This is a genomic window from Streptomyces sp. NPDC051907 (genome assembly GCF_040681075.1).
Lineage (GTDB): Bacteria > Actinomycetota > Actinomycetes > Streptomycetales > Streptomycetaceae > Streptomyces.
The window spans coordinates 1-23762 of sequence record NZ_JBFAYB010000044.1 but is presented as its reverse complement, the minus strand read 5'-3'; the positions used below and the strand labels follow the sequence as shown (position 1 = coordinate 23762).

The window sequence follows — 23762 nt, the reverse complement described above, 5'->3', positions numbered from 1 at the left end:
GAGAGCACGACGACAGCCATGGCTGAGGCTCAGAACATTCCGGCGGGGTCCACCACTGCCGGGTCGATCGCGGTGGCCGCCGAGTCGACCGTCGCCACGCGCATGAGCGCACCCCCGTCCTTCGACGTGGCGGACTTCCCGGTCCCCCACGGCCGCGAGGAGGAGTGGCGCTTCACTCCGCTGGAGCGGCTGGCGGGTCTGCACGACGGCACCGCCGTCGCGACCGGCGACGGCATCAAGGTCGCGATCGACGCCCCCGAGGGCGTCGTCGTCGAGACCGTCGGCCGGGACGACGCCCGGCTCGGCAAGGCGGGGACCCCGGTGGACCGCGTCGCCGCGCAGGCGTACTCCTCCTTCCAGCAGGCCTCGGTCGTCACCGTGCCCAAGGAGGCCGTGCTCGCCGAGCCCATCCGGATCGCCGTGCACGGCGAGGGCGGCACCGCCTTCGCCCACCAGGTCATCGAGCTCGGCGCGTTCGCCGAGGCCGTCGTGGTCATCGACCACACGGGCGACGCGGTCCTCGCGGCCAACGTCGACTACCTGCTCGGCGACGGCGCGAAGCTCACCGTGGTCTCCGTCCAGGACTGGGACGACAAGGCCGTCCACGTCTCCCAGCACAACGCGCTGGTCGGCCGGGACGCCTCGTTCAAGTCGGTCGTGGTCACCTTCGGCGGCGACCTCGTCCGCCTGCACCCGCGCGTCTCCTACGCGGGCACCGGCGGCGAGGCCGAGCTCTTCGGCCTCTACTTCACCGACGAGGGCCAGCACCAGGAGCACCGTCTGCTGGTCGACCACAACACCCCGCACTGCAAGTCCAACGCCGTCTACAAGGGCGCGCTGCAGGGCGAGGACGCGCACGCGGTGTGGATCGGCGACGTCCTGATCGAGGCCAGGGCCGAGGGCACGGACACCTACGAGATGAACCGCAACCTCGTCCTCACGGACGGCGCGCGCGTCGACTCCGTGCCGAACCTGGAGATCGAGACCGGCGAGATCGTCGGCGCCGGCCACGCCTCCGCCACCGGCCGCTTCGACGACGAGCAGCTCTTCTACCTGCAGTCCCGCGGCATCCCGGCCGACGAGGCCCGCCGCCTGGTGGTCCGCGGCTTCTTCGCCGAGCTGGTCCAGCAGATCGGCCTGCCGGACGTCGAGGAGCGCCTGCTCGCCAAGATCGACGCCGAGCTGGAGGCTTCCGTCTGATGGCCTTCGTACGAGCCTGCGGGCTGAGCGAGCTCGAGGAGGACACCCCCAGGCGGGTGGAACTCGACGGCACGCCCGTGTCCCTCGTCCGCACCGAGGGCGAGGTGTTCGCGATCAACGACATCTGCTCGCACGCGAACGTCTCGCTGTCCGAAGGCGAGGTCGAGGACTGCTCCATCGAGTGCTGGCTGCACGGTTCCAGCTTCGACCTCCGCACCGGCAAGCCGTCCGGCCTTCCCGCGACGCGCCCCGTCCCCGTGTACCCCGTCAAGATCGAAGGGGACGATGTGCTCGTCTCCGTCACACAGGAGTCCTGAGTCACCCATGGCAACGCTTGAAATCCGCGACCTGCACGTCTCCGTCGAGGCCGAGAACGGCCCCCGGGAGATCCTCAAGGGCGTCGACCTGACCGTGAAGCAGGGCGAGACCCACGCCATCATGGGCCCCAACGGCTCCGGCAAGTCGACCCTCGCGTACTCCATCGCGGGTCACCCCAAGTACACGATCACCGGCGGCACGGTGACCCTGGACGGCGAGGACGTCCTGGAGATGAGCGTCGACGAGCGCGCCCGCGCCGGCATGTTCCTGGCCATGCAGTACCCGGTCGAGGTCCCCGGCGTCTCGGTCTCCAACTTCCTGCGCACCTCCGCCACCGCGATCCGCGGCGAGGCCCCCAAGCTGCGTACCTGGGTGAAGGAGGTCAAGTCCGCCATGGAGCAGCTCCAGATGGACCCGGCCTTCGCCGAGCGCAACGTCAACGAGGGCTTCTCCGGCGGCGAGAAGAAGCGCCACGAGATCCTCCAGCTGGAGCTCCTCAAGCCGAAGATCGCGATCCTCGACGAGACGGACTCCGGTCTGGACGTCGACGCGCTGCGCCAGGTCTCCGACGGCGTCAACCGCGTCCGCGAGACCGGCGAGGTCGGCACGCTGCTGATCACCCACTACACGCGCATCCTGCGCTACATCAAGCCCGACTTCGTGCACGTCTTCGCGAACGGTCGCATCGCCGAGTCCGGCGGCGCGGAGCTCGCCGACAAGCTGGAGGCAGAGGGCTACGAGGCCTACACGAAGGGTGGCGCATCCGCGTGACTGAAGCCCGACAGGGGCTCCCCGGCCTCCTCGACACCGAGGCGATCCGCAAGGACTTCCCCATCCTGGACCGCGTGATCCACGACGGGAAGAAGCTCGTCTACCTGGACAACGCGGCGACGTCCCAGACGCCGCGCCAGGTGCTGGACGTGCTGAGCGAGTACTACGAGCAGCACAACGCCAATGTGCACCGCGGCGTCCATGTGCTCGCCGAGGAGGCCACCGCGCTGTACGAGGGCGCTCGCGACAAGGTCGCGGCCTTCATCAACGCCCCGAGCCGCGACGAGGTGATCTTCACCAAGAACGCGTCGGAGTCGTTGAACCTCGTGGCCAACATGCTCGGCTGGGCCGACGAGCCCTACCGCGTGGACAGCGAGACCGAGGTCGTCATCACGGAGATGGAGCACCACTCCAACATCGTGCCGTGGCAGCTGCTCTCGCAGCGCACGGGCGCGAAGCTGAAGTGGTTCGGCCTCACCGACGACGGCCGGCTCGACCTGTCCGACATCGAGCAGGTCATCACGGAGAAGACGAAGGTCGTCTCCTTCGTGCTGGTCTCCAACATCATGGGCACGATCAACCCGGTCGAGGCGATCGTCCGCCGCGCCCAGGAGGTCGGCGCCCTGGTGCTGATCGACGCCTCGCAGGCCGCCCCGCACATGGTGCTGGACGTGCAGGCGCTCGGCGCCGACTTCGTCGCCTTCACCGGCCACAAGATGTGCGGTCCGACCGGCATCGGCGTGCTGTGGGGCCGGCAGGAGCTCCTGGAGGACCTCCCGCCGTTCCTCGGCGGCGGCGAGATGATCGAGACCGTGTCGATGCACTCGTCGACGTACGCTCCGGCGCCGCACAAGTTCGAGGCCGGCACGCCCCCGATCGCCCAGGCCGTCGGCCTCGGCGCGGCCGTGGACTACCTCACCTCGATCGGCATGGACAAGATCGCCCAGCACGAGCACGTCCTCACCGAGTACGCGGTGAAGCGGCTGCTCGAGGTCCCCGACCTGCGGATCATCGGCCCCACCACGGCCGAGGACCGCGGCGCCGCGATCTCGTTCACGCTCGGCGACATCCACCCGCACGACGTTGGCCAGGTCCTCGACGAGCAGGGCATCGCGGTCCGGGTCGGCCACCACTGCGCACGGCCGGTCTGCCTGCGGTACGGAATTCCTGCGACCACGCGAGCGTCTTTCTATCTGTACTCCACGCCGGCCGAGGTCGACGCCCTGGTCGACGGCCTGGAGCACGTCCGTAACTTCTTCGGATGAGGGACTGACGCGTGAAGCTGGATTCGATGTACCAGGACGTCATCCTGGACCACTACAAGCACCCCCACGGGCGTGGTCTGCGGGACGGCGACGCCGAGGTGCACCACGTCAACCCCACCTGCGGCGACGAGATCACTCTGCGTGTGAAGTACGACGGCACGCGCATCGCCGACGTCTCGTACGAGGGGCAGGGCTGCTCCATCAGCCAGGCCTCCGCGTCCGTGCTGAACGAGCTTCTGGTCGGCAAGGACCTCGCCGAGGCGCAGAAGATCCAGGGCGTGTTCCTGGAGCTGATGCAGTCCAAGGGCCAGATCGAGCCGGACGACGCGATGGAGGAGGTGCTGGAGGACGCGGTCGCGTTCGCCGGCGTCTCGAAGTACCCGGCGCGCGTGAAGTGTGCGCTGCTGAGCTGGATGGCGTGGAAGGACGCGACGGCCAAGGCGCTGTCCGAAGGGAAGACCGCATGACTGAGAACCCCCAGACCACGGCGGAGAAGGAGTGGCCGGACGAGGAGACCTTCTCCTCCAAGCCCACGACGCCCAGGAGCACGATCGCCTCCGAGGAGGAAGTCCGCGAGGCGCTGTACGACGTCGTGGACCCCGAGCTGGGCATCGACGTCGTCAACCTCGGCCTCATCTACGGCATCCACGTCGACGACGCCAACATCGCGACCCTGGACATGACGCTGACGTCGGCGGCCTGCCCGCTGACGGACGTGATCGAGGACCAGGCGAAGGCCGCGACCGACGGCATCGTCAACGAGCTCAAGATCAACTGGGTCTGGATGCCGCCGTGGGGCCCGGACAAGATCACGGACGACGGACGCGAGCAGCTGCGCGCGCTGGGCTTCAACGTCTGAGATCCGCGCGTTGACTGATCCGTATCAAGTCTGAGATCTGCACGGTCTGAGATCTGTGCGGTCTGTGATCTGTGCGGTCTGAGATCCGCAGGATTGACCGACCCGCTCGGCCGGGTCAGTCGAAACGGCCATGCCCGCCAGGCACACTGGCGGGCATGGCCGTTTCCCTGTACCACCTCGTCGTCGACTCCCACGATCTGCCCGCGCAGGCCCGCTTCTGGAGCCAGGTCCTGGACTGGAAGGTGCTCTTCGAGGACGAGGACGAGATCGTCATCGGCCGGGACGAGCACGCGATGCCCGGCATGTGCTTCCTCCCCGTGCCGGAGTCGAAGACCGTCAAGAACCGGCTGCACATCGACCTCACGCCCGACGACCAGGACGCCGAGGTCGAGCGGATCCTCGGGCTCGGGGCCAGCCGGGCCGACGTCGGGCAGGGGCCGGACGCCACCTGGGTCGTCCTCGCCGATCCCGAGGGCAACGAGTTCTGCGTGCTGCGGCCGAAGAAGTCCCTGATCGACTGAGGCCCCGAGGGGGCCTGGGCGGCGACCGGACGCTGAGACCGGTTCGCACCGGCGGGGGCTCGGCGGTTAGCGTTCAGCCATGACTGACTCGCCCGACAGCACCACCGCTCCGCGCACCACCGGCGCCGTCGCCGCTGGACTCGCCACCCTCGCCGCCGACGGCGCCGTGCTCGACACCTGGTTCCCCGCCCCCGAGCTCCGTGCCGAGCCCGGTCCCGCCGGGACCGAGCGGCTCGGCGCCGAGCGCGCCGTCGAGCTGCTCGGCGCGGGCGCGGCCAAGGCCATCGGCGCCGACGCCCGGCGCGGCGTCGAGGTCGTCGCCGTGCGCACCGTCATCGCCTCGCTCGACGACAAGCCGCTCGACGCCCACGACGCCTACCTCCGCCTCCACCTGCTCTCCCACCGGCTGGTCCAGCCGCACGGGCAGAACCTGGACGGCCTCTTCGGCCTCCTGGCCAACGTCGCCTGGACGAGCCTCGGCCCCGTCGCCGTCGACCAGGTCGAGGCCGTGCGCCTGAACGCTCGCGCCGAGGGCCTGCACCTGGCCGTGACCAGCGTGGACAAGTTCCCGCGGATGACGGACTACGTGATCCCCAAGGGCGTGCGCATCGCCGACGCCGACCGGGTCCGCCTCGGCGCGCACCTCGCCGAGGGCACCACCGTCATGCACGAGGGCTTCGTCAACTTCAACGCCGGCACCCTCGGCACCTCCATGGTCGAGGGCCGGATCTCGGCGGGCGTCGTCGTCGGCGACGGCTCCGACATCGGCGGCGGCGCGTCCACGATGGGCACCCTCTCCGGCGGCGGCAACGTCCGCATCGTCATCGGCGAGCGCTGCCTGGTCGGCGCCGAGGCCGGCGTCGGCATCGCGCTCGGCGACGAGTGCGTCGTGGAGGCCGGTCTGTACGTCACCGCCGGCACCCGCGTCACCATGCCCGACGGGCAGATCGTCAAGGCCCGCGAGCTCTCCGGGGCCAGCAACATCCTCTTCCGCCGCAACTCGGTCTCCGGCGCCGTCGAGGCCCGCCCGAACAACGCGGTCTGGGGCGGTCTCAACGAGGTCCTGCACAGCCACAACTGATCGGATGATCCTGTCCGGCTCGCCGTGACCTTTCGCCTGCCCTGGCCGATAAGAAGATCGACAGGGCACGGCGGACACGCAAGGGCGAGGATCTGACATGAAGACAACCAGGCTGGCGGTGCTCGGCGCGCTGGCGGCGGCCGCGGTGCTGAGCTCGACCGGGGCCGCGCAGGCGGACGAGACCCACACCGACTCGCACAACGGCCCGAATTTCGCGCTGATCTCCACCGGCCAGATCGACGACCCGCTCGAGGACGTCCTCGAGCACGCGGCGGTCCTCGGCTACACCTACGTCTACGACTGAGTCAGCTCCTCCCACGCGGCACGCAGCCCGTCGACCGCCTCGCGGTCGGCGGGCTGCAGCGGTTCCCGGACCGCTCCGCCCAGCAGCGCCTTCACGGTCACCGTGCCGGGCAGGCCCGCGGCCATCATCAGCTCGACCAGCGGCAGGACGCGCGCTTGTTGAGCCGCGCCGCCTCGGCGACGTCCCCCGCGTCGTATGCGTCGAGCACCGCCCGCATAGGGCGGGGCGCGACGTTGGCGACCGTGCTGACATAGCCCGCGGCGCCCAGCGCGTACAGCGGCAGGTTCGTCTCCTCGGCGCCGGAGTAGTACGCCAGCGAGGTCCGCGCCATCACCTTGGTCGAGCCCAGCATGTCGAACGCGCAGTCCTTGACGGCCGCGATCCGGGGGTGGGCGGCCAGACGCAGCAGCGTCTCCGGCTCGATGCGCGTGCCGGTGCGGCCGGGGATGTCGTACAGCATCAGCGGCACGCCGACCGAGTCCGCGACGCGCAGGAAGTGCGCCTCCACGGCGGCCTGCGGCGGGCGGCTGTAGTACGGCGTCACCACCAGCAGCCCGTCCGCGCCGGCCGCCTCGGCCGCCCGCGCCAGCTCCACGGTGTGCCGGGTGTCCGCGCTGCCCACGCCCGCCAGGACCGTCGCCCGTCCCCCGACCGCCTCGCGCACGGCCCTCACCAGAGCGCTCTTCTCGGCGTCGGAGGTCGTCGGGGACTCGCCGGTGGTGCCGTTGACCACCAGCCCGTCGCAGCCGTCGGCCACCAGACCGGCGGCGTGGCGCTGGGCCGCGTCCAGGTCCACATCGCCGTCGTCGGCGAAGGGCGTGATCATCGCGCAGAGGGCGCGGCCGAAGGGGCGAGGCGGGCGGAGCATGTGAGAGGTCGTCATACTCCGCAGTTTCGGGGCGCATATCCGTGAAGGTCCACTTAGATCTGCTTCGGGATCGTCGAAGCATCGCTACGAAATCATGAGGGAGTGGCATGATCGGTGCGGGCGTGACAGCCCTATAAGGGGAGGGACTTGAGGCATGACCGAACAGAGCGTGGCCCCGGAGACGGGTTCGTCGTCGGGCATCGGCGAGGCAGTGCTCGTGGACGGCGGGGGGCGTCTGCGGTGAAGGGCGTCATAGGCATCACGAGAACGGCGGCGGCCGTCGTCGCGGCGGTCGTGGCCGCCGGAGCGCTCAGCGGGTGCGGCACGGGCGGCGGGGGAGTGCGGGCGGAGCCCGCCCCGCCCAGCGCGCTCGCCACGCCCTCCTTCACCCCGCCGGTGAAGGCCGGTTCGCTGGACCTGAGCCCGTCCGCGACCGCGACTGCCAAGCCCTCGCCCTCGCTGACCGCGTGCCCGCCCTCGGGCGCGGTCGTCACCGCCGGCGAGGTGAACACGGCGATGGGGCACCGGGGCATGACGCTCTCGCTCCGGAACTGCGGTCAGCGGCCGTACACGGTCAAGGGCTATCCCGAGGTGGGCGCCTTGGACGAGGGCCGCAAGCCGCTGAAGCTGAAGATCACGCACGGGGAGGGGTTCTCCGACACATCCGGGGACCAGGCTCCGAAGTCGATCACCCTCGACCCCGGCGAGAGCGTGCAGGCCGGCCTGCAGTGGAACAACCGCGTGACGTCGGTGGACCCGGCCGTGCACGGGCAGTACCTGACGGTCGTGCCGGTCGAGGGCGAGAAGACGCAGACGTTCCCCTTCTGGCTGGACATCGGGACCTCCGCCGAACTGGACGTCTCCGCCTGGGAGACGGTCCGTGAGGGCTGAACTCCGAAGGCAGGGCGAGCGAGTGATCAGGTCCGTCCGCCGGGGGCTGCCGCTGGCGCTGCTGCTCCCGCTCGTGCTGACCGGGTGCGGTGGGGAGAAGGCCGACCCGGAGGCCCGCGCCGAGGCGTCCGCGTCCAGCTCCCGGGCGGCCGCGCCCGACGCCGCGCCCACCGGGCCCCTGCCCGACCCGGCCGAGCTTCAGGAGCGCGCCCGCTACCTCCAGATCGCGATCGAGCACGTCTACGTCACCGAGGTGGACGGCTACCACCTCGCCCAGCAGTCCGTCGGAGTCTCGGGCGAGGACGGCTTCTCGAGCGTGTACATCACCGACAAGGGCGTGCAGATCCTGCTCGAAGTCGACCGGGGGACCATCGCCGAGGCCGACTGTGCCCAGCGCCCGGTGTACCAGGCCGAAGGGCAGGCCGTGCGGTGCGAGCGCGACGGCGACGGCTGGTACCGCACGGCCGGCGGCCGCCACGAGTACGCCCGCGCCGAGGACGGCCATGTCGTGCGGGTCGCCGCGGAGCGCGCGGTGGAACGCTCCACCCTGCGCACGGCCTTCAAGGCCGCGCACGCGGCGGACGAGCGCGAGCTGGACGCGGTGCTGCCGCCGCCGAGGGACCGCGGGCAGCCCGTCGAGCGCGGCGACCTGCCGCCGGTCGGCGACGGCGCGCCCGACAACAGTGTGGGCGTGGGGGGTTAGCGGGCGGCCCGCCTCCGCGACGGCTCGCCGGCGGGAGTCGGCCCGGTGCCGGCCGGGCGTCGACCAGCTGTGGACCAGCTGTGGACCAGGTGTTGACCTCAAGCGCACTTGAGATTCGAGGATGGCGATCGACGGCGCGCCGCAGGGGCGCGCCCGGCCAGGAGGCATCGCCATGACCGTCGTCGCGCACCCCGACTCCCGCCCCGACCTCGCCCGTTCCGGCGTCGGGGTGGTGAAGGCCAGCACCTGGCGCGTCGGCACGCCCGAGCGTCAGCGGGCGACCGTGGACGCCGTCGCGAAGGTGTGGCAGAGCCGGGAGTGGCCCTTCAGCGGGCTGCTCTCGTACAGCGTCTACATCGGCTCGGACGGGGACACGCTCCTCCACTACTCGCAGTGGGAGAGCGAGGAGGCGTACGCCTACTTCTTCGAGCACCTGCGGGAGGACAGGAACGACGAGATCGACGCGCTCGTCCCCGGCATCGAGCGGGTCGGGCTCTTCGCGTACGACCTCTACCGCAGCCGCGCGATGGGCGGCGCGCACGGGCCGGCCGACCCGCGGACCCCGGGCGCCGTCGTGATCGTGGACGTCGAGTTCGAGGGGCCGGACGCCCAACGGCAGCGGGACTGGGTGGACGGCGTCGTCGAGGCGCTGGAGACCGACCCGCAGCCCCACCCCGGCGGAATCTCCGCGCACTTCCATATCGGCAGGGACGGCGTGCGCGTCCTCAACTACGCCGAGTGGGAGAGCGAGGAGGCGCACATCGAGGCGCTCGCCGCAGCCGGCGAGGGGGTGGGCTCGCCGACCCCGCAGTGGGCCAGGGTCCGGGACTTCCCCGGCGTGGCCGGCGGCGGCGTGCAGCGGTACACGCCCGCGCTGAGCCTCAGCGCGGGCGTGTAGGCGGACAGCGGATACGGCCCGCACGCCGTATCCGCCAGCTGCTGTCCGCTGTTCGCGGGCAGCCCGTCGGCGACGGGCTGCGCACTCCCTACGGGCGGAAGCGCAGCACCTGCGGGTCGTGGTCGCTGTTCTGGTCCGCGAACTCGGCGTTGATGTGCACGCTGTCGTACGAGAAGTCGCAGATCGACGGGCTGGTCAGGATCTGGTCGAGGACCTGGCTGTTGCCCTGGAAGACGTACGAGTAGCGCTCCGAGCGGGGCAGGGACTTGATCGCCGGGTAGAGCGCGCCGCCGTCCGACAGGGCCTTGGAGGTCGCCGAGAACTCGAAGTCGTTGATGTCGCCGAGCACCACGACGTCGGCGCCGCGCTGGACCTTGAGGATGTCCTTGACGAAGGCGTTGACCGACTGCGCCTGGAGCAGCCGCTTGGCCTCGGAGGAGCGGACCGGCGGCTGGTGGTGGGAGGCCAGGCCCTCGTCGCCGCCCTTCGAGCCGAAGTGGTTGGCGATCACGAAGACCGTGCGGCCGCGGAAGGCGAACTCGCCGGCCAGCGGCTTGCGGCTGTTCTCCCAGGCGGCGTTCGCCGGGTCGATCCGGCCGGGCGACAGGGTCAGGGCCGCCTTGCCCTTCTCCCCTACGACGCCGGTCGCCGTCGTCGCGTTGCCGCCGGCGCGGTCGGTGAAGGAGACCCGCTTGGGGTTGAAGAGGAAGACCTGGCGGATGTTGCCGCCGGGCTCGCCGCCGTCCTTGTTGTTCTCGGGGTCGATCGTCCGCCACTGGTACGCCGGTCCGCCGGCCGCGACGATCGCGTCCGTGAACTTCTTCAGCGTCTGCTCGGCGCCGACCGTGCCGTCGTTCTTCGCGCCGTTGTCGTCCTGGATCTCCTCCAGGGCGAGGATGTCGGGCGAGGAGAGGTTCTCGACGACGGCCCCGGCGAGCGCGTCGAACTTCTCCTGCGGGTCGCTCGGGTCGAGGTTCTCGACGTTGTAGGTGGCCACGGCCAGCTCGCCGCGGTGCTGCGCACGGGTCTTCTCGCGCTCCAGACCCCGGTCGGCGACCGTGCCGAGCGTGCGGGCGACCAGGGTGTAGCCGCCGAACTGGTTGAAGTCCAGGGGGCCTTCGGTGGTCCCGGTCAGCCAGTCGCCGACGTTCGCCTTGGGGAAGGGCTGTTGCGCGATGGGGGCCAGCTGCTGGATCTGGAGGCGGCCGGTGTTCTGCGCGGTGTACGAGCCGTAGACCGCGCCGCCGCGGCGGTTGTCGTTCTCGCGCGGCTTGACCGTCACCCAGAGCTCGGAGTACGGGTCGGTGGCGCCGACGACGCGGGACGAGCCGATCTTGACGTTGGTCCCCTCGAGGGACTCGTAGTAGTCCAGCGCGTACTTGCGCGGGTTGAGGGGGAGCGCGTTGACGCTGTTGCCGGCGGCCGGGTCGCCCGCGGGGGCGTACGCGCCGGGCACGGACTTCGCGTTGACGACGACGGGCGCGGGCAGCGCGTTGCCCGAGGAGACCACGGTCACCGTCGGCTTGGAGATCTGGGTGACCGACTGGTTGCCGGAGGAGACGCCGCCGGGGATGTACTCCCCGACCAGGCCGGAGACCTTGACCGAGTCGCCCACCGCGACGGTCGGGGCGGAGCTGGTGAAGACGAAGACGCCCTCGCTGGTGGCCGGGTCGGCGTCGGCCTGGGGGTCCTGAATCCAGAAGCCCTTGGAACCGTACGTCCGCACGCCCGTCACGATGCCCGTGACATCGCTGACCTGCTGACCGGCCAGGGGGGATATCCGGGTCGAGCCCTGGATGTCGTGGATCCGGACACCGGCGTCGGGCTCGGCCGACGCGGTGGAGGCGGCGAGCAGGCCGGCGGCGAGCGCCGCGGCGACGACGGCCGAGAGGGCGGCGGATCTCGGTACGACGGAGGAAGGCATCAAGGTACTCCGGTGTGAGGGATGAGGGTTCGCGCGTGGTGCGCAAGGTTCTACGCGCGTCAATCTCTTGCTTGTGCAGGGGAGTTGTCAAGGGTTGACGGGTGTACGGGGAGGGGCGGTCGGGTGAACCGGTGCTGCGCGGAGGGGAGCTGAGAGGCGAGGGCGGAATCCGGCCAGGTGGGGGCGGGTGCGGGATGTCGGTGCTGTGACCGGTGTGGCGATCGGGTTTGCGCCGGGCGGGGGCGGTGCCGTGACCTGTGCCCGCGACCGGCACCGTGACCGGGTTTGCGCCGGGCGCGGGGCGGGTGCGGGGCGGGGCCGGGCGGGGGCGGGTGCGGAAGCCGGGGCCACGACCGGCGGCGTGACCGGGTCTGGGCCGGGCGCGGGGTGGGGGCGGGGCGGTGCCGCGACGGGTCTGGGGCGGGCGGGGGCGGGCGTTGGGCGGGCGCGGGGCGGTGACGCGATGGGTCCGGGCGGGGTGCGGGGCGGGCGTTGGGCGGGCGTCAGTCGGGTCCGAGCCGGGCGGGGGGACGGTTTCGGCCGGGCTGGGGGCTGACTTCCGGCCGGGTTCGCGGCGCTGCGCCGACGGCTGCCCGGACCCCGCTTCGGGCCCTTGCTCGGGCCGGTGTTCGGGTCGCTCAGGGCGGGCTGGCCGGGCGCGGCGAAACCCGGTGAAATACGTCTACGCTGGGGGCCGCCCGCACCCTGTTCGCCCCGAGGAGAACGACCAGATGCCCGAAGACCGCCTCACCCTGCCGCCGGTGCGGCTGCACTCGGACGCGGAGCTGGCGCGGGACGCGCTCGCCACACCGCTGCTGACCAGGGCCGTACGGCTCGCCCGCTGGGCGGGGCCGCAGACGCGGGTCGGCGCGGGCGGCGAACTCGTCGAGGAGCAGCTGCCCGAGGCCGCCGAAGTGCTGGGCCTGGGCGGCCCGGACGACGAGGACGGACCCGCGTACGCGAGCGAGGCGTGGCGCATCGCCATGGACACCGGGCTGGTCGAGGTCCACGATCCGCAGGACGACGACGCCGGGCACGGCACGGTCTCCGCGGGGGAGAACCTCTCGGCCATCACCTCCGGCGGGCCGCAGGACGTCCTCGCGATCTGGCTGGACGCGCTGGAGGCGGTCCACGCGGACGCCGTCGCGCCGCTGCTGGACGACCTCTCCGAGGCCATCGGCGAGGACGGCGAGATCGACCTCGACGCGCTGGACTGGGACCCGGAGGCGGAGTCGGAGTTCCTCGACGGGGTGCTCGGGAATCTGTACCTGCTGACGATCAGCGAGGGCGGGGCGGGCGAGGAGCCCGTGCCGCTGCCGGCGCTCGCGGCCTCGATGATCGTGCCGGACGACATGGGCGAGCCCACGGACGACGTGCTGGAGCAGGTGTCCGAGGCGATGATGCGGCTGGACGACCAGTTCCAGCTGCTGGAGCCGGTCGGGCTGATCGAGTACCGGCCGGTGGACGAGGCGCTGATGGCGGAGGTGACCGACGAGGAGCCGCCGCCTCCGATGGACGAGGAGGACGTCTCCCGGTACGGCCTGGTCAAGCTGACCCCGCTCGGCCTGTACGGCATCAGGGCCCGCATGCTGGAGGCCGGCCTCGACGCCCCCGCGGTCGGCGACCTGGCGGACAAGGGCGCGGACACGCTGCTGGACCGCCTGCCCCACTACCCCGAGGTGGCGGCGCGGGCGGAGACGGAGCAGTGGCTGGCGCGGCGCGCGCCGCTGGACGCCGCGCGCGACCTGCTGACGGCGGCGCGGGGCGAGGACGAGGGCGCACCGCTGCGCCGGCTGCACTGCCAGCAGGCGCTGGCCCTGGTCGGCCCCCAGGCGGAGCCGGCGGTGCGTGCGGTGCTCGACGACGCGGAGCTGGGCGGCCTGGCCCGGGTCTGGCTGGCGGAGCGCGGCGCGACGGACGTGCCGGCGCCGCCCGAGTCGATGATCTTCTGGCTGGCGATCGACACGATCGCGGCGCAACTGGAGGCCGACGGCGACCTGGAGGAGCTCCAGGGCCTGGTGGAGGGCCTGGTCGGCCAGCACAGCGGCTTCTTCGACGCGGCGTGGCGGGTGGATCACCCGGCCACGGCGGACGTCCTGGAGGCGATGGGCCGGCTGCACCGCGACAAGAGGACGGCGAAAGAGGCAAGGAAGGCGGCGTTCAAGGCGAGGTCGCGAACGGGGGGTTGAGGCTCGCCGGCGGGGGCGGGTCCGGCTTCGCCTGGCGGGGGTGTGCGCGCTGGGTACGCACCGCATCCCGGCCCCCGGGTGCTGCCGGACGGGCTGAGTTTCCCGGGCTCCCGCACATTCAGCGTCGTGGGGGTCCCCCGGACGGAGTCTGGGGGAGTTTGAGGCGCGGGGTCCGGGGCAGCGCCCCGCGGGCCGCCCGCACAGGGCACGTCACCCCCGCCCCAGGGGGCTACGCCCCCATACGCCCTACGGGCGTGTCCTCAAACGCCGGACGGGCTGGGGGGGCACGTGTCCTCTGCCATCGGACCGCCCCCCGCGTCCATCCCCGTCCGACGGACGACGGGCGACGGACGACGGCCGAGGGGGCTGCGCGGGAGCCGATCGCCCCCGCCCCCCTCGGCCGCCCGAAGGTCACGCGCGTGCCGCGCCCCTCAGCACTCGTACCTCGTCGTGTGCTTGAACGACGAGGACGCGCCCTCGAAGCCGTACGTGCCCCGGTACGCCGGCGGGTTCTGGTAATCGCCGACGATCGTGATCGTGCTCGCGCACGTGCCCTGGCCCGACCGCTTCGCGTCCAGCCGCAGCTGGTCGCCGATGGAGCCGCCCGTGATGTCCCACGGCGCTCCGCAGATGCCCGAGGTGATCTGGCCGCCCGTCACCACGTGCGGGTAGGTGTTCGGGTTGTACGTCACCTCGATCGCGAACGTCACCTGGCCGTTGTGCAGCTGAAGCCGCGCCGACGTCTGGAGCGCCTCCGCCTCCACGCTCATCGGCGCCGCGAACGCCTCGTCGCGCGTCTTGACCTCCGCGCCCTGCGGGTTGAGGTAGCGGTGCCCGGAGGGGGAACGGTCCTTGTGCTGCTTCCTTGCCTGCGTGGTCATCGTGGATCCTCCCGCCCGTCAGGCCAGCTGCTCGGAGATCTCCACGCGCAGCAGCGCGCGGACGTTCTCGATGTGGTTGACCACGGTCACCACCGAAGACCCCGCGAACAGCAGCCCCACCGCGACGTTGTCGAGGGAGGTCACCAGCGAGCCGGAGTCGCCGCCCGCCGAGATGTTCGTCGTCAGGATCTGGTCCTTGAAGCGCGCCGTCCCCGCCGTGCCGTAGTTCACGTCGATCGTCGCGTCCACCGCGATGATCCGGCCGCAGCTGAGGTTGGTCGTGCGCCCTGTCTTCTTCACCAGGTCGCCGACCGCCACGTTCGCCTTGCGCCGCCACGCCCGCGGCGCGGCCCCGAAGTACTGCTCGCGTGTCGCGTCCTCGAACTCGACCCTGCCCAGCGCCGCGTCGACGACGTTGTTGTGCTGCGCCGGCGGGATCTGCGGCGCGAACTGGATCGTGACGAAGCGGTCCAGCGTCGCGATCCGGTCCGCCGGGTCCGTGCCGCCGTCGAACACCCCGGGCTGCACGATCGCGCTGCCCAGCTGCGCCCGGTTGGAGTCCGCGAGCACATGGTTGTTGGAGAGGATGTAGAACTTCCCCGGCACCCCGAGCCCCGGCCCCGGAGGGTCGGTCGTCGCGCCGGGCAGGAAGTCGTACACCACGCTGCCGAGCGTTCCGGCCGTCACCCGTACGTTGCCCACCGAGATCCCCGACGGCGCGGGCCTGAGCCGGCGCCGCAGGAGCTGCGGCTCCAGCGTGCCCATCTCCCGCAGCTCGTGCAGCAGGGGCTGCGCCAGCTGCGAGAGGTGCTCGCCCGCGCTGCCGTCGGCCCGGTACGCGGCCTCCGGCTCCACGGTCCGCCGCGCCTGCTGGCGCTGCTGCCGCTGCGCTGAGACGTGTCCGACCGCGATCACGTCGGTCGGCGTTCCGTCGTCCATCCGGTACGGGACCACATCCCGTTCCGGCAGCATCGACTCCGGGACCTTCTGGGTCACGAAGACGAGCACGGCCGGCTCGCCGGTGGGCGTGCCGTCGGTCCACTTCACGCCGTGGCCGAAGCCCACGACGTTGGAGAGCGGCGCCTGCGGGCGCAGGAAGTCGCTCGTCGCCTGCTGCCGGGAGCTGTCGCTGAGCTGCCCCCCGGTCGGTCCTCGCATCATCTCGGGCTGGCTCGTCACGCCAGACCACCTCTTCCCCTCGTTCGAAGGGGTCCCTCACAACTCCGGGTCGTGGGCGTCGACTTCACCGATCGCGAGCACGCGCACCGGTATGCCCTCGAGCTGTTCGGGAACCACGTCTTCTTCCCGGAGCCGGTCACGGGGCACTGTGCGGGTGACGAAGACGACGATCACGTCCGCGCCCGAGTGCTCGTCCCTCCCGGTGCCGACCCCGGTCACATTGGCCAGCTTCATCAGCCGGCTCTCATGGAGGTCGCGAGCCTGTCTCGCGTTCATCGCGCCGGCTCGCCTCCCCCCGCGGGTGATGCAGGTAGGGCATGTTCTATTGCCGCGCTCCCCGGGGGTCAAGGAGTTCCGCACTAAATCTTGGGATTGCGGGTGATCTGCTCCCGTTGACCTTGTTTCACTAGGTTCACCTAGATTTACTGGGGACGTGTGTCAGGTACGGAGGTACGAGGCGCCGTTGACGTCCAGCACCGTGCCCGACGACCACTCCGCCTCCGGCGACGCCAGCCACCGCACCGCGGCTGCGACCTCGTCCGCCGTCGCCACCCGGCCGAAGGGGCTCTGCGCCCGGATCGCCTCGCCCTCCGCGCCGGCCAGCCGGTGCGCCACCCGCTCCGTGTCGAAGAAGCCGGGGGCGACGGACGCGACGCCGATGCCGTACGGGGCCAGCGAGACCGCGAGCGACTGGCCGAGCGCGTGGACCGCCGCCTTCGTCGCCCCGTACGCCGGGTGGTCCGGCTCCCCGCGGAACGCCCCGCGCGAGCCGATGTTGACGATCCGGCCGCCCGTGCCCGCGTCGATCATGCGGCGGGCGGCGAGATGGCTGAGATTCGCCGTCGCGAGGAGGTTGACGGCCACATGCCGCTGCCAGATCTCCGCCCACTGCTCGTACGACGTCTCGGCGAGCGGATGCCGCTCGTTCACGGCCGCGTTGTTCACCAGCACGTCGAGGCCGCCGAGCCCGTCGGCCGCGCGCGAGGCGATCAGCTCCGCCTGCGCCGGGTCCGACAGGTCGCCGCCGACCAGCACATGGCCGTCGCCGGCGAGCGAGTCCAGGGTGCGGCGCGCCTCGTCCTCGCGCGAGCCGTAGTGGACGGCGACCCGGTCCCCGTTGGCGGCGAAGGCCTGGGCGACGGCGCGGCCCAGACCGCGGGAGGCGCCGCTGACGAGGACGCGGCGGCCGGTGGCGGGGAGATTCATGGCAGGTGGAGCCTCTCGACGTCGGGCGGCGTTCAAGCGCCGTTCAGGCGCGGGCGGGAGGGTTTCGCCGACGCGGCCCGGTCGACGGCGCCGCCGTCGGCTCGGCGACCCGTCCGGACGATCAGTGCGGAGGGTCAGCTTAGGCAAACAGCTCGGCCAGCCCAGCAGCGCGTCCCCTCAGGCCCAGGAGATCTCGATGCCGCTCACCCGCAGGGAATTCACCAGACAGTCCGCGCTCACCGGAGCGGGCGTCGCCCTCACCGGCGCCGTCGGCGCGCTCGCCACCGCGCCCGGGGCCCTCGCCGCCGACGACGGCGTCGAGGATGCCGACGCGCAAGGCCACGGCGGGTACGGCCCCGGCTACGGCCCTCTGCTCCCCGACCCCCAGGGCATGCTGGCGCTGCCCGCCGGGTTCACGTACCGGATCATCACCCACAGCGGCGTCACCAAGCTGGAGTCCGGCGAGTTCACGCCCTCCAACCACGACGGCACCGCGACCTTCGACGGACCGCGCGGAGTGACCCTCCTCGTCGTCAACCACGAGCTCAAGGGTGCCCGGTCGAAGTGGCAGTACCCCGTGCCGCTCGCCGAGGGCCTTGTGTACGACCCGGCCGCGGCCGGCGGCTGCACCGTCGTCGAGACCCGCCGCGACGGCCGTACCGCCCAGTGGGTCGGCATCGCCGGCACCTCCACCAACTGCGCGGGCGGCCGTACCCCGTGGGGCACCTGGCTGACCTGCGAGGAGAACTCCGACCGGGCCGGCGAGAACGGCATGACCAAGGATCACGGCTATGTCTTCGAGGTCGACCCCTACGACCGCCGGGCCAACCGCTCCCCGAAGCCCGTCAAGGCCCTCGGCCGCTTCGACCACGAGGCCGTGGTCGTCGACCCGCGGCGAGGCCACGCCTATCTGACCGAGGACGCCTCCGCGCCCAACGGCCTCCTCTTCCGCTGGACCCCGCCGCACGGCTTCCGGCACGGCCGCGGACAGCTCGCCTGCCTCGCCGACGACGCGGGCGTGTTCCAGGCGGCCAAGTGCTACGACTCCGGCGGCCGTTTCGTCGACGACCTCTCGCGCGCCGCCCGGATCGGCACGGTCTACGGCGTCGACTGGGTCGACGTCCCGGACCGCGACGGCACGAGCGTCGACGTGCGCGAGCAGTTCGGGGAGCAGGACGTCACCCGGGCCCGCAAGCTCGAAGGCATGTGGTGGGCCGACGGAGGCGCCTACGTCGTCTCCTCGTACGCCCGCGACGAGAGCCCCGGCAGGCCGCACGACGGCCAGGTCTGGTTCTACGATCCGCGCCGCCGCACCCTCACGCTGAAGGTGCTGCTCGGCGTCAACGCCGCCCCGGGCGAGGACGGCGCGTTCGACGGTCCCGACAACATCACCGTCTCGCCGTACGGCGGCCTGGTCATAGCCGAGGACGGCGAGGGGGTCCAGCATCTGTTCGGCGCGACCGAGCGCGGACGCACATATCCCATCGCCCGCAACGACCTCAACGGCAGCGAGTTCACGGGCGTCGTGTTCTCGCCCGACGGCCGCACGCTCTACGCCAGCATTCAGACCCCGGGCATCCTGCTGGCGATCACCGGCCCCTGGAAGCGCCATGCGCGCCGCGACTGACGGCTGAATCCCTGATTCCGGCGCCTGAATCCACGATTCCGGCGCACGGCGCTCCGGCGGGCTCGCATCCGCTGTGGGTCGGTCCGGTTGCGCCCGCGTAAAACCCTTGGCGCAGCCGGACTCCGTCCTCCTAGAGTGATCCCCAGAGCAAGGCACCAAGACTTCACGCACCTCCCGGTGCGCTAGGCAGCGGCTACTTCCTTTTCAAGAAATCACGCCGCAGCCGATTTGATCTCGGGAGGCTCAGCGTGAGGGCGCCCGGTGCGCAGGCGACGGTTACTTCTCGAACCGGGAGGATGCGGGTTCAAATCCCGCCCAGCCGCGGCTGGTGGAGCAATCTGGAAGCTCGCCTGGCAATAGTTCCGTCGCCGGACTCTGATCTCGGGCGCCCTCTTCCGCTGCGCTTCCCCCAGGAATTCGGGGGAATTCACATGGCACGCTTCAACGCCCGTACGACCAGGCCCGCGCCCGCTCACTCGCCCGTCCGCTCGACCGGCCGCACCCTGCCCACGCACCAGGGCGGCACGGGCGCCGAGCGCGACGCGCGCTCCGAGCTCTATCTGCTGGCCGTCGCGAACTTCGTGTCCCAGCAGACCTTCTACGAGAGCGGCGACGACCGCGACGACCGCTTCACCACGCTGGTGCGCAAGCTCGCCGTCGAGGACCCGGAGTGGACCGCAGGCCTGCTCGGCTGGCTCCGCCGCGACGCCGGCATGCGCACCGCGGCGATCGTCGGCGCCGCCGAGTACGTCAAGGCGCGGCTGGACGCCGGCGCGACCGAGGGCCCGTCGAACCGCCGCGTCGTCGACTCCGTGCTGCTGCGCGCCGACGAGCCCGGCGAGATGCTCGGCTACTGGACCTCGGTCTACGGCCGCACCGTGCCCAAGCCCGTCAAGCGAGGCGTCGCCGACGCCGTCGCGCGCCTCTACACCGCGAAGTCGCTGCTGAAGTACGACACGGCGACCAAGGGCTTCCGCTTCGGCGACATCCTCAACCTGGTGCACGCGACGCCCGACCCCGCCAAGCCGTGGCAGGGCGCGCTGTTCCAGTACGCCCTCGACCGCCGGCACAACCCGCACACCGCCGAGCCGCCCGCCGCGGACCGCACTCTGACCGCCCACCGGGCGCTGATGGAGCTCCCCGTCGCCGAGCGGCGCGCGGTGCTCGAAGCGCCGGGCGGCGCGGCCCGTCTCGCCGAGGCCGGCATGACCTGGGAGGCGCTGGCCGGCTGGCTGCAGGGCCCGATGGACGCGGCGGCCTGGGAGGCGGTGATCCCCTCCATGGGGCCCATGGCGCTGGTCCGCAATCTGCGCAACTTCGACCAGGCCGGCGTCTGCGACGAGGTGGCCGCGCAGGTCGCGGCGAGGATCTCGGACCCCGAAGCGGTCGCGTCCTCGCGGCAGTTCCCCTTCCGCTACCTCGCCGCATACCAGCACGCGCCGTCGCTGCGCTGGTCCTACCCCCTGGAGCAGGCGCTCGGCCACTCCCTCGGCAATGTGCCCGCGCTGCCCGGCCGGACGCTGGTCCTCGTCGACCGCTCGGGCTCGATGTGGTCGCGGCTGTCGGACCGCTCCGAGCTCAACCGCGCCGACGCCGCCGCGATCTTCGGAACGGCGGTGGCGATGCGCGCGGCCGACGCCGACCTGGTCGAGTACGGCACCACGCACGCCCCAGTGCCGTACGCCGAGGGCGAGTCGGTGCTGAAGGTCCTCGGCCGGTTCGGCAACCTCGGCGGAACCGACACCGTGGGGGCGGTGCGCGCGCACTACCGCGGCCACGACCGGGTGCTGATCGTCACCGACGAGCAGGCGCAGTTCAGCCACTACGGCGACCCCACCGAGCAGGTGCCGGCGCACATCCCCGTCTACACCTGGAATCTCGCGGGCTACCGCGCCGGCCACGCGCCCTCGGGCGCTCCCGGCCGGCACGCCTTCGGAGGGCTCACCGACGCGGCCTTCAGGATGGTCTCGTTGCTGGAGCGGGGTCGGAACGCCGACTGGCCGTGGGAGTGAAGCACGGCCGGAAAGCATGCATGGCCGCTGGCCGGCAAGGCGACCGGGCAGGTACGCACGGCTGTGTGCGGGTGAACGGCAGTTGACCGATGAACGACTGCGAATGTGCGAACTCCCGTTGTGCGCCCGGGAGTTCGGCATCTAACATTTCAGCTCGTGGAGGCATTGCGGCCGGTCGGGCGCACCCTGCTGCGTGATACGGCGTACGCGGCCATCCGGGACGCCGTCGTGCGCGGCGATCTCCCGCCGGGAGAGTCCGTACGCGACCTCCACCTCGCCGAGCGGTTCGGTCTGCCGCGCGCCCCGGTGCGCGGCGCGCTCGCGCGGCTCGCCGAGGAGGGGCTCGTCGAGACCAAGCCGCAGAGCTGTACGCGCGTGACACGGCTCGAACCGCGTGCCGTGCGGGAGGCGGCCGTCGTCGTGCGCGCCATGCACGAACTGGCGGCGCGCGCATCGCCGTGCCGCGGCTCACGGCCGCGGACGTCGACGCGATGCGCGCGGCGAACCGCCGCTTTCGCCGCAAGACCCGCACCGGCGCGATCGGCGAGGCGCTGCGGGCCGACGACGAGCTGCACGACGTGCTCGTACGGGCCTGCGGCAACCGCGCCGTCGCCGCGACGATCGAGCGCCACACCCCGCTGATCCGCCGCCTGGAGTGGCGGCGGTTCGCCGAGGAGAGCGCGCTGCGCTCGGCCGAGCCGCACGACCTGCTCATCGACGCCTGCGCGGACGGGGACGCGGAGGAGGCGGCCCGCGTCACCGCGCGGATCTGGAGCGCGCTCGAAGAGCTCGCGGACGAGACGGGCAGACCGGACGAGACGGGCAGACCCGATGAGTCGGGCGAGCTGGACGCGCCGGACGGGCTCAGGCGCGGCGAGTGACCTCGTCGGGGCGGTCGAAGCGGTCGGGGCGGTCGGAAGCCGTCGAAACGGCCGGAGCGGTCGGAAGCGAACGGGCCGGGTGCGCCACCTGAAGAGAACATCCTCTGATCCCAAGGAGTTCAGCGTGTCCATCACGTCGTACGAGCGCTACCCCCTGCTGTTCGGTCCCTCCCCGGTGCACCGGCTCGACCGGCTGACCCGCCGTCTGGGCGGCGCGGAGCTGTGGGCCAAGCGCGAGGACTGCAACTCGGGGATCGCCTACGGCGGCAACAAGACGCGGAAGCTGGAGTACCTCGTCGCCGACGCCCTCGCCAGGGGCTGCGACACCCTCGTCTCCATCGGCGGCGTGCAGTCCAACCACACCCGCCAGGTCGCGGCGGTCGCCGCGCGCACCGGCCTGGCCTGCGTGCTGGTCCAGGAGACCTGGGTCGACTGGCCGGACGCCGTCTACGACAAGGTCGGCAACATCCTCGTCAGCCGCCTCGCGGGCGCCGACATCCGACTGGTGAAGGCCGGATTCGGGATCGGCGTCAAGGAGAGCTGGGAGCTCGCGCTGCGCGAGGTGGAGGACGGCGGCGGCAGGCCCTACGCCATCCCGGCCGGCGCCTCCGCCCACCCCCTGGGCGGGCTCGGCTTCGCCAACTGGGCCTTCGAGGTCGCCCAGCAGGAGGAGGAGCTGGATGTGTTCTTCGACACCGTCGTCGTGTGCTCGGTGACCGGGAGCACCCAGGCCGGGATGGTCGCCGGATTCGCGGCTCTCGAGGAGGCGGGCGGCCGGCGACGGCGAGTGATCGGCATCGACGCCTCCGCCGCGCCCGACCGCACGCGCGACCAGATCACCCGCATCGCGCGGAACACCGCCTCCCTCATCGGGGTGAGGCGCCCGCTGGCGGACCACGAGATCGAGCTGGACGAGCGGTACCACGCCGGGACGTACGGCATTCCGGACGAATCGACCCTGTCGGCGATGCGTCTCGCGGCCCGTACGGAGGGGATGGTGACCGATCCGGTGTACGAGGGGAAGTCTATGGCCGGAATGATCGACCTGGTCACACAGGGTGAGATCGGCCTCGGATCGACTGTGCTGTACGCCCACCTCGGGGGCCAGCCAGCCCTCAACGCCTACAGTGGGCTGTTCTGACAATGGCGTGCTGCGGGCCCGAGGGCCCATACTCCAGGTAATGACCAAGTCTGCTGGATCCCGACGCCATCTGCCCTCGAGCCCCTTCAACAAGCCGGCCGCCGCTGCTCCACCCATCGAGCAGTACGAAGTAGGCGACCGGGTATCTCACGATCAATTCGGACTAGGACGAATCATCGCGGTCGAGGGCGACAACGCCGCCGTGCTCGTCGACTTCTCTGGAAGGCAGGGAAGGATTCTCAGTCCATACTCCAAGCTCGCCAAACTCTGACCGTCAGCCCCGTGCGCGCCCGGGGCCGCCGTCGCCGCAATCGACGGCGGTCCCGCGCGCCTGGCCTCTGCCCAGAACAGCCTCAGGCCATGCCCTCCCAGGCCTCAAGCCATGCCCTCTCAGGCCTCAGCCATGGCCTCACAGGGCCTGCGCGGCCGGTTTGACCATGCCGCGCACGGTGCGGGACTTCACGAAGTCGCCGATCGCCGTCATCTCCCACTCGCCTGAGAACTGCTTGATCAGCTTCGCCATCATCACGCCCGTCTGCGGCTCCGCGCCGGTGAGGTCGAAGCGCACCAGCTCCTCGCCCGTCGCCGCGTCCATCAGCCGGCAGTACGCCTTGGCGACCTCGGTGAACTTCTGTCCCGAGAACGAGTTGACCGTGAAGACCAGTCCGGTCGCGTCCGCCGGGAGCCGGCCCAGATCCACGACGATCACCTCGTCGTCTCCCGCGCCCTCGCCGGTGAGGTTGTCGCCGGAGTGCTTGATCGCGCCGTTGAGGATCGAGAGCTTGCCGAAGTAGCAGCTGTCCAGGTGGTTGCGGTTGGGGCCGTACGCGATCACGGAGGCGTCGAGGTCGATGTCCTTGCCGCGGAACGCGGGCTCCCAGCCCAGACCCATCTTGACCTGCGAGAGCAGCGGGCGGCCGCCCTTGACCAGGGAGACCGTCTGGTTCTTCTGGAGGCTGACCCGGCCCTTGTCCAGGTTGATCTTCCCGGCGCCGGGCGCGGGGGCGGGCATGGCGAGAGTACCTGGAGCGGGCGCGGGCCGG

At 71.6% G+C, this 23762-nt stretch carries 23 protein-coding genes, 1 tRNA gene and 2 pseudogenes; 19 read left to right on the top strand and 7 right to left on the bottom strand.

Features of this window, described 5'->3' with window-relative positions:
- Positions 1 to 18: 18 nt before the first annotated feature.
- From sufD to AB0M39_RS22505, 9 genes are all read left to right on the top strand, one after another.
- Entirely contained in the window at positions 19 to 1200 is a 1182-nt protein-coding gene (sufD, locus tag AB0M39_RS22545; RefSeq protein WP_365367053.1) for a Fe-S cluster assembly protein SufD, read from the top strand.
- On the top strand, positions 1200 to 1517 hold the full coding sequence (locus AB0M39_RS22540; RefSeq protein ID WP_365367051.1) for a bifunctional 3-phenylpropionate/cinnamic acid dioxygenase ferredoxin subunit: 318 nt from the start codon (positions 1200 to 1202) through the stop codon (positions 1515 to 1517). Before sufD ends, AB0M39_RS22540 begins: the two co-directional genes overlap by 1 nt.
- Positions 1518 to 1524: 7 nt before the next feature.
- Positions 1525 to 2289, top strand: a complete 765-nt coding sequence (sufC, locus tag AB0M39_RS22535) for a Fe-S cluster assembly ATPase SufC (RefSeq protein ID WP_365367049.1) — start codon at positions 1525 to 1527, stop codon at positions 2287 to 2289.
- The gene (locus AB0M39_RS22530; protein WP_365367047.1) at positions 2286 to 3554 is read left to right on the top strand and encodes a cysteine desulfurase; all 1269 of its coding nucleotides are present in this window, start codon (positions 2286 to 2288) and stop codon (positions 3552 to 3554) included. The genes sufC and AB0M39_RS22530 overlap by 4 nt, the downstream gene beginning before the upstream one ends.
- A gap of 11 nt (positions 3555 to 3565) precedes the next feature.
- Entirely contained in the window at positions 3566 to 4021 is a 456-nt protein-coding gene (gene sufU, locus AB0M39_RS22525) for a Fe-S cluster assembly sulfur transfer protein SufU (RefSeq protein WP_365367045.1), read from the top strand.
- Positions 4018 to 4413, top strand: coding sequence for a metal-sulfur cluster assembly factor (locus AB0M39_RS22520; protein ID WP_365367043.1), 396 nt, complete (start codon positions 4018 to 4020; stop codon positions 4411 to 4413). Before sufU ends, AB0M39_RS22520 begins: the two co-directional genes overlap by 4 nt.
- A 155-nt stretch (positions 4414 to 4568) precedes the next feature.
- Positions 4569 to 4934, top strand: a complete 366-nt coding sequence (locus AB0M39_RS22515; RefSeq protein WP_365367041.1) for a VOC family protein — start codon at positions 4569 to 4571, stop codon at positions 4932 to 4934.
- A 79-nt stretch (positions 4935 to 5013) separates the two neighbouring features.
- The gene (gene dapD, locus AB0M39_RS22510; RefSeq protein WP_365367039.1) at positions 5014 to 6015 is read left to right on the top strand and encodes a 2,3,4,5-tetrahydropyridine-2,6-dicarboxylate N-succinyltransferase; all 1002 of its coding nucleotides are present in this window, start codon (positions 5014 to 5016) and stop codon (positions 6013 to 6015) included.
- A gap of 97 nt (positions 6016 to 6112) precedes the next feature.
- Positions 6113 to 6319: a hypothetical protein gene (locus AB0M39_RS22505; RefSeq protein WP_365367037.1), complete on the top strand. Its 207-nt coding sequence runs from the start codon at positions 6113 to 6115 to the stop codon at positions 6317 to 6319.
- Here the strand turns inward: AB0M39_RS22505 and dapA are convergent.
- A pseudogene (dapA, locus tag AB0M39_RS22500) lies at positions 6310 to 7202 on the bottom strand (4-hydroxy-tetrahydrodipicolinate synthase). The gene AB0M39_RS22505 and the pseudogene dapA overlap by 10 nt on opposite strands.
- 225 nt (positions 7203 to 7427) lie before the next feature.
- On the opposite strand from dapA, the gene AB0M39_RS22495 reads away from it, so the two are divergent.
- From AB0M39_RS22495 to AB0M39_RS22485, 3 genes are all read left to right on the top strand, one after another.
- Positions 7428 to 8078, top strand: coding sequence for a DUF4232 domain-containing protein (locus AB0M39_RS22495; RefSeq protein ID WP_365367035.1), 651 nt, complete (start codon positions 7428 to 7430; stop codon positions 8076 to 8078).
- A gap of 22 nt (positions 8079 to 8100) precedes the next feature.
- Entirely contained in the window at positions 8101 to 8781 is a 681-nt protein-coding gene (locus AB0M39_RS22490; protein ID WP_365367033.1) for a hypothetical protein, read from the top strand.
- A 172-nt stretch (positions 8782 to 8953) separates the two neighbouring features.
- Positions 8954 to 9679 carry an antibiotic biosynthesis monooxygenase gene (locus AB0M39_RS22485; protein ID WP_365367117.1) on the top strand — a complete coding sequence of 242 codons (726 nt, stop codon included), beginning with the start codon at positions 8954 to 8956 and terminating at the stop codon, positions 9677 to 9679.
- A gap of 88 nt (positions 9680 to 9767) precedes the next feature.
- Here the strand turns inward: AB0M39_RS22485 and AB0M39_RS22480 are convergent, their stop codons facing one another.
- Positions 9768 to 11603, bottom strand: a complete 1836-nt coding sequence (locus AB0M39_RS22480) for an endonuclease/exonuclease/phosphatase family protein (protein WP_365367031.1) — start codon at positions 11601 to 11603, stop codon at positions 9768 to 9770.
- A gap of 731 nt (positions 11604 to 12334) precedes the next feature.
- Between AB0M39_RS22480 and AB0M39_RS22475 the strand changes: the two genes are divergently transcribed.
- Entirely contained in the window at positions 12335 to 13792 is a 1458-nt protein-coding gene (locus tag AB0M39_RS22475; RefSeq protein WP_365367029.1) for a hypothetical protein, read from the top strand.
- A gap of 431 nt (positions 13793 to 14223) precedes the next feature.
- On the opposite strand, the gene AB0M39_RS22470 is transcribed toward AB0M39_RS22475, so the two are convergent.
- The 4 genes from AB0M39_RS22470 to AB0M39_RS22455 all read right to left on the bottom strand — a co-directional run bounded on the left by AB0M39_RS22470 (position 14224) and on the right by AB0M39_RS22455 (position 17058).
- Positions 14224 to 14673, bottom strand: coding sequence for a hypothetical protein (locus tag AB0M39_RS22470; RefSeq protein WP_365367027.1), 450 nt, complete (start codon positions 14671 to 14673; stop codon positions 14224 to 14226).
- A gap of 18 nt (positions 14674 to 14691) precedes the next feature.
- A complete protein-coding gene (locus tag AB0M39_RS22465) occupies positions 14692 to 15852 on the bottom strand; it encodes a hypothetical protein (RefSeq protein ID WP_365367025.1) in 1161 nt (386 codons plus the stop codon).
- A 36-nt stretch (positions 15853 to 15888) separates the two neighbouring features.
- Positions 15889 to 16128, bottom strand: coding sequence for a hypothetical protein (locus tag AB0M39_RS22460; protein ID WP_365367023.1), 240 nt, complete (start codon positions 16126 to 16128; stop codon positions 15889 to 15891).
- Between the two features lie 162 nt (positions 16129 to 16290).
- Positions 16291 to 17058 carry an SDR family oxidoreductase gene (locus tag AB0M39_RS22455; RefSeq protein WP_365367021.1) on the bottom strand — a complete coding sequence of 256 codons (768 nt, stop codon included), beginning with the start codon at positions 17056 to 17058 and terminating at the stop codon, positions 16291 to 16293.
- Between the two features lie 196 nt (positions 17059 to 17254).
- Between AB0M39_RS22455 and AB0M39_RS22450 the strand changes: the two genes are divergently transcribed.
- The 6 genes and pseudogenes from AB0M39_RS22450 to AB0M39_RS22425 all read left to right on the top strand — a co-directional run bounded on the left by AB0M39_RS22450 (position 17255) and on the right by AB0M39_RS22425 (position 22990).
- On the top strand, positions 17255 to 18685 hold the full coding sequence (locus AB0M39_RS22450; protein ID WP_365367019.1) for an alkaline phosphatase PhoX: 1431 nt from the start codon (positions 17255 to 17257) through the stop codon (positions 18683 to 18685).
- Positions 18686 to 18922: 237 nt separating this feature from the next.
- Positions 18923 to 19006: transfer RNA gene (locus tag AB0M39_RS22445), tRNA-OTHER, on the top strand.
- Positions 19007 to 19116: 110 nt separating this feature from the next.
- Complete coding sequence (locus tag AB0M39_RS22440) at positions 19117 to 20697, top strand: TROVE domain-containing protein (RefSeq protein WP_365367017.1); 1581 nt, start codon at positions 19117 to 19119, stop codon at positions 20695 to 20697.
- A 156-nt stretch (positions 20698 to 20853) separates the two neighbouring features.
- Positions 20854 to 21578 (top strand): annotated as a pseudogene (locus AB0M39_RS22435) (GntR family transcriptional regulator).
- Between the two features lie 124 nt (positions 21579 to 21702).
- Positions 21703 to 22719, top strand: coding sequence for a 1-aminocyclopropane-1-carboxylate deaminase (locus AB0M39_RS22430; RefSeq protein ID WP_365367015.1), 1017 nt, complete (start codon positions 21703 to 21705; stop codon positions 22717 to 22719).
- 40 nt (positions 22720 to 22759) lie between these two features.
- Positions 22760 to 22990, top strand: a complete 231-nt coding sequence (locus AB0M39_RS22425; RefSeq protein ID WP_365367013.1) for a hypothetical protein — start codon at positions 22760 to 22762, stop codon at positions 22988 to 22990.
- A 138-nt stretch (positions 22991 to 23128) separates the two neighbouring features.
- Here the strand turns inward: AB0M39_RS22425 and AB0M39_RS22420 are convergent.
- Positions 23129 to 23762, bottom strand: a 634-nt coding sequence (locus AB0M39_RS22420) for a TerD family protein (RefSeq protein WP_365367011.1), incomplete at its 5' end; no start/stop codon positions are given.

Bases quoted from the DNA above. Each gene is read 5' to 3' on its own strand.
- sufD (WP_365367053.1), top strand. From the start codon at position 19: ATGGCTGAGGCTCAGAACATTCCGGCGGGGTCCACCACTGCCGGGTCG.
- AB0M39_RS22540 (WP_365367051.1), top strand. From the start codon at position 1,200: ATGGCCTTCGTACGAGCCTGCGGGCTGAGCGAGCTCGAGGAGGACACC.
- sufC (WP_365367049.1), top strand. From the start codon at position 1,525: ATGGCAACGCTTGAAATCCGCGACCTGCACGTCTCCGTCGAGGCCGAG.
- AB0M39_RS22520 (WP_365367043.1), top strand. From the start codon at position 4,018: ATGACTGAGAACCCCCAGACCACGGCGGAGAAGGAGTGGCCGGACGAG.
- AB0M39_RS22515 (WP_365367041.1), top strand. From the start codon at position 4,569: ATGGCCGTTTCCCTGTACCACCTCGTCGTCGACTCCCACGATCTGCCC.
- dapD (WP_365367039.1), top strand. From the start codon at position 5,014: ATGACTGACTCGCCCGACAGCACCACCGCTCCGCGCACCACCGGCGCC.
- AB0M39_RS22505 (WP_365367037.1), top strand. From the start codon at position 6,113: ATGAAGACAACCAGGCTGGCGGTGCTCGGCGCGCTGGCGGCGGCCGCG.
- AB0M39_RS22485 (WP_365367117.1), top strand. From the start codon at position 8,954: ATGACCGTCGTCGCGCACCCCGACTCCCGCCCCGACCTCGCCCGTTCC.
- AB0M39_RS22480 (WP_365367031.1), bottom strand. From the start codon at position 11,603: ATGCCTTCCTCCGTCGTACCGAGATCCGCCGCCCTCTCGGCCGTCGTC.
- AB0M39_RS22475 (WP_365367029.1), top strand. From the start codon at position 12,335: ATGCCCGAAGACCGCCTCACCCTGCCGCCGGTGCGGCTGCACTCGGAC.
- AB0M39_RS22470 (WP_365367027.1), bottom strand. From the start codon at position 14,673: ATGACCACGCAGGCAAGGAAGCAGCACAAGGACCGTTCCCCCTCCGGG.
- AB0M39_RS22460 (WP_365367023.1), bottom strand. From the start codon at position 16,128: ATGAACGCGAGACAGGCTCGCGACCTCCATGAGAGCCGGCTGATGAAG.
- AB0M39_RS22455 (WP_365367021.1), bottom strand. From the start codon at position 17,058: ATGAATCTCCCCGCCACCGGCCGCCGCGTCCTCGTCAGCGGCGCCTCC.
- AB0M39_RS22450 (WP_365367019.1), top strand. From the start codon at position 17,255: ATGCCGCTCACCCGCAGGGAATTCACCAGACAGTCCGCGCTCACCGGA.
- AB0M39_RS22440 (WP_365367017.1), top strand. From the start codon at position 19,117: ATGGCACGCTTCAACGCCCGTACGACCAGGCCCGCGCCCGCTCACTCG.
- AB0M39_RS22425 (WP_365367013.1), top strand. From the start codon at position 22,760: ATGACCAAGTCTGCTGGATCCCGACGCCATCTGCCCTCGAGCCCCTTC.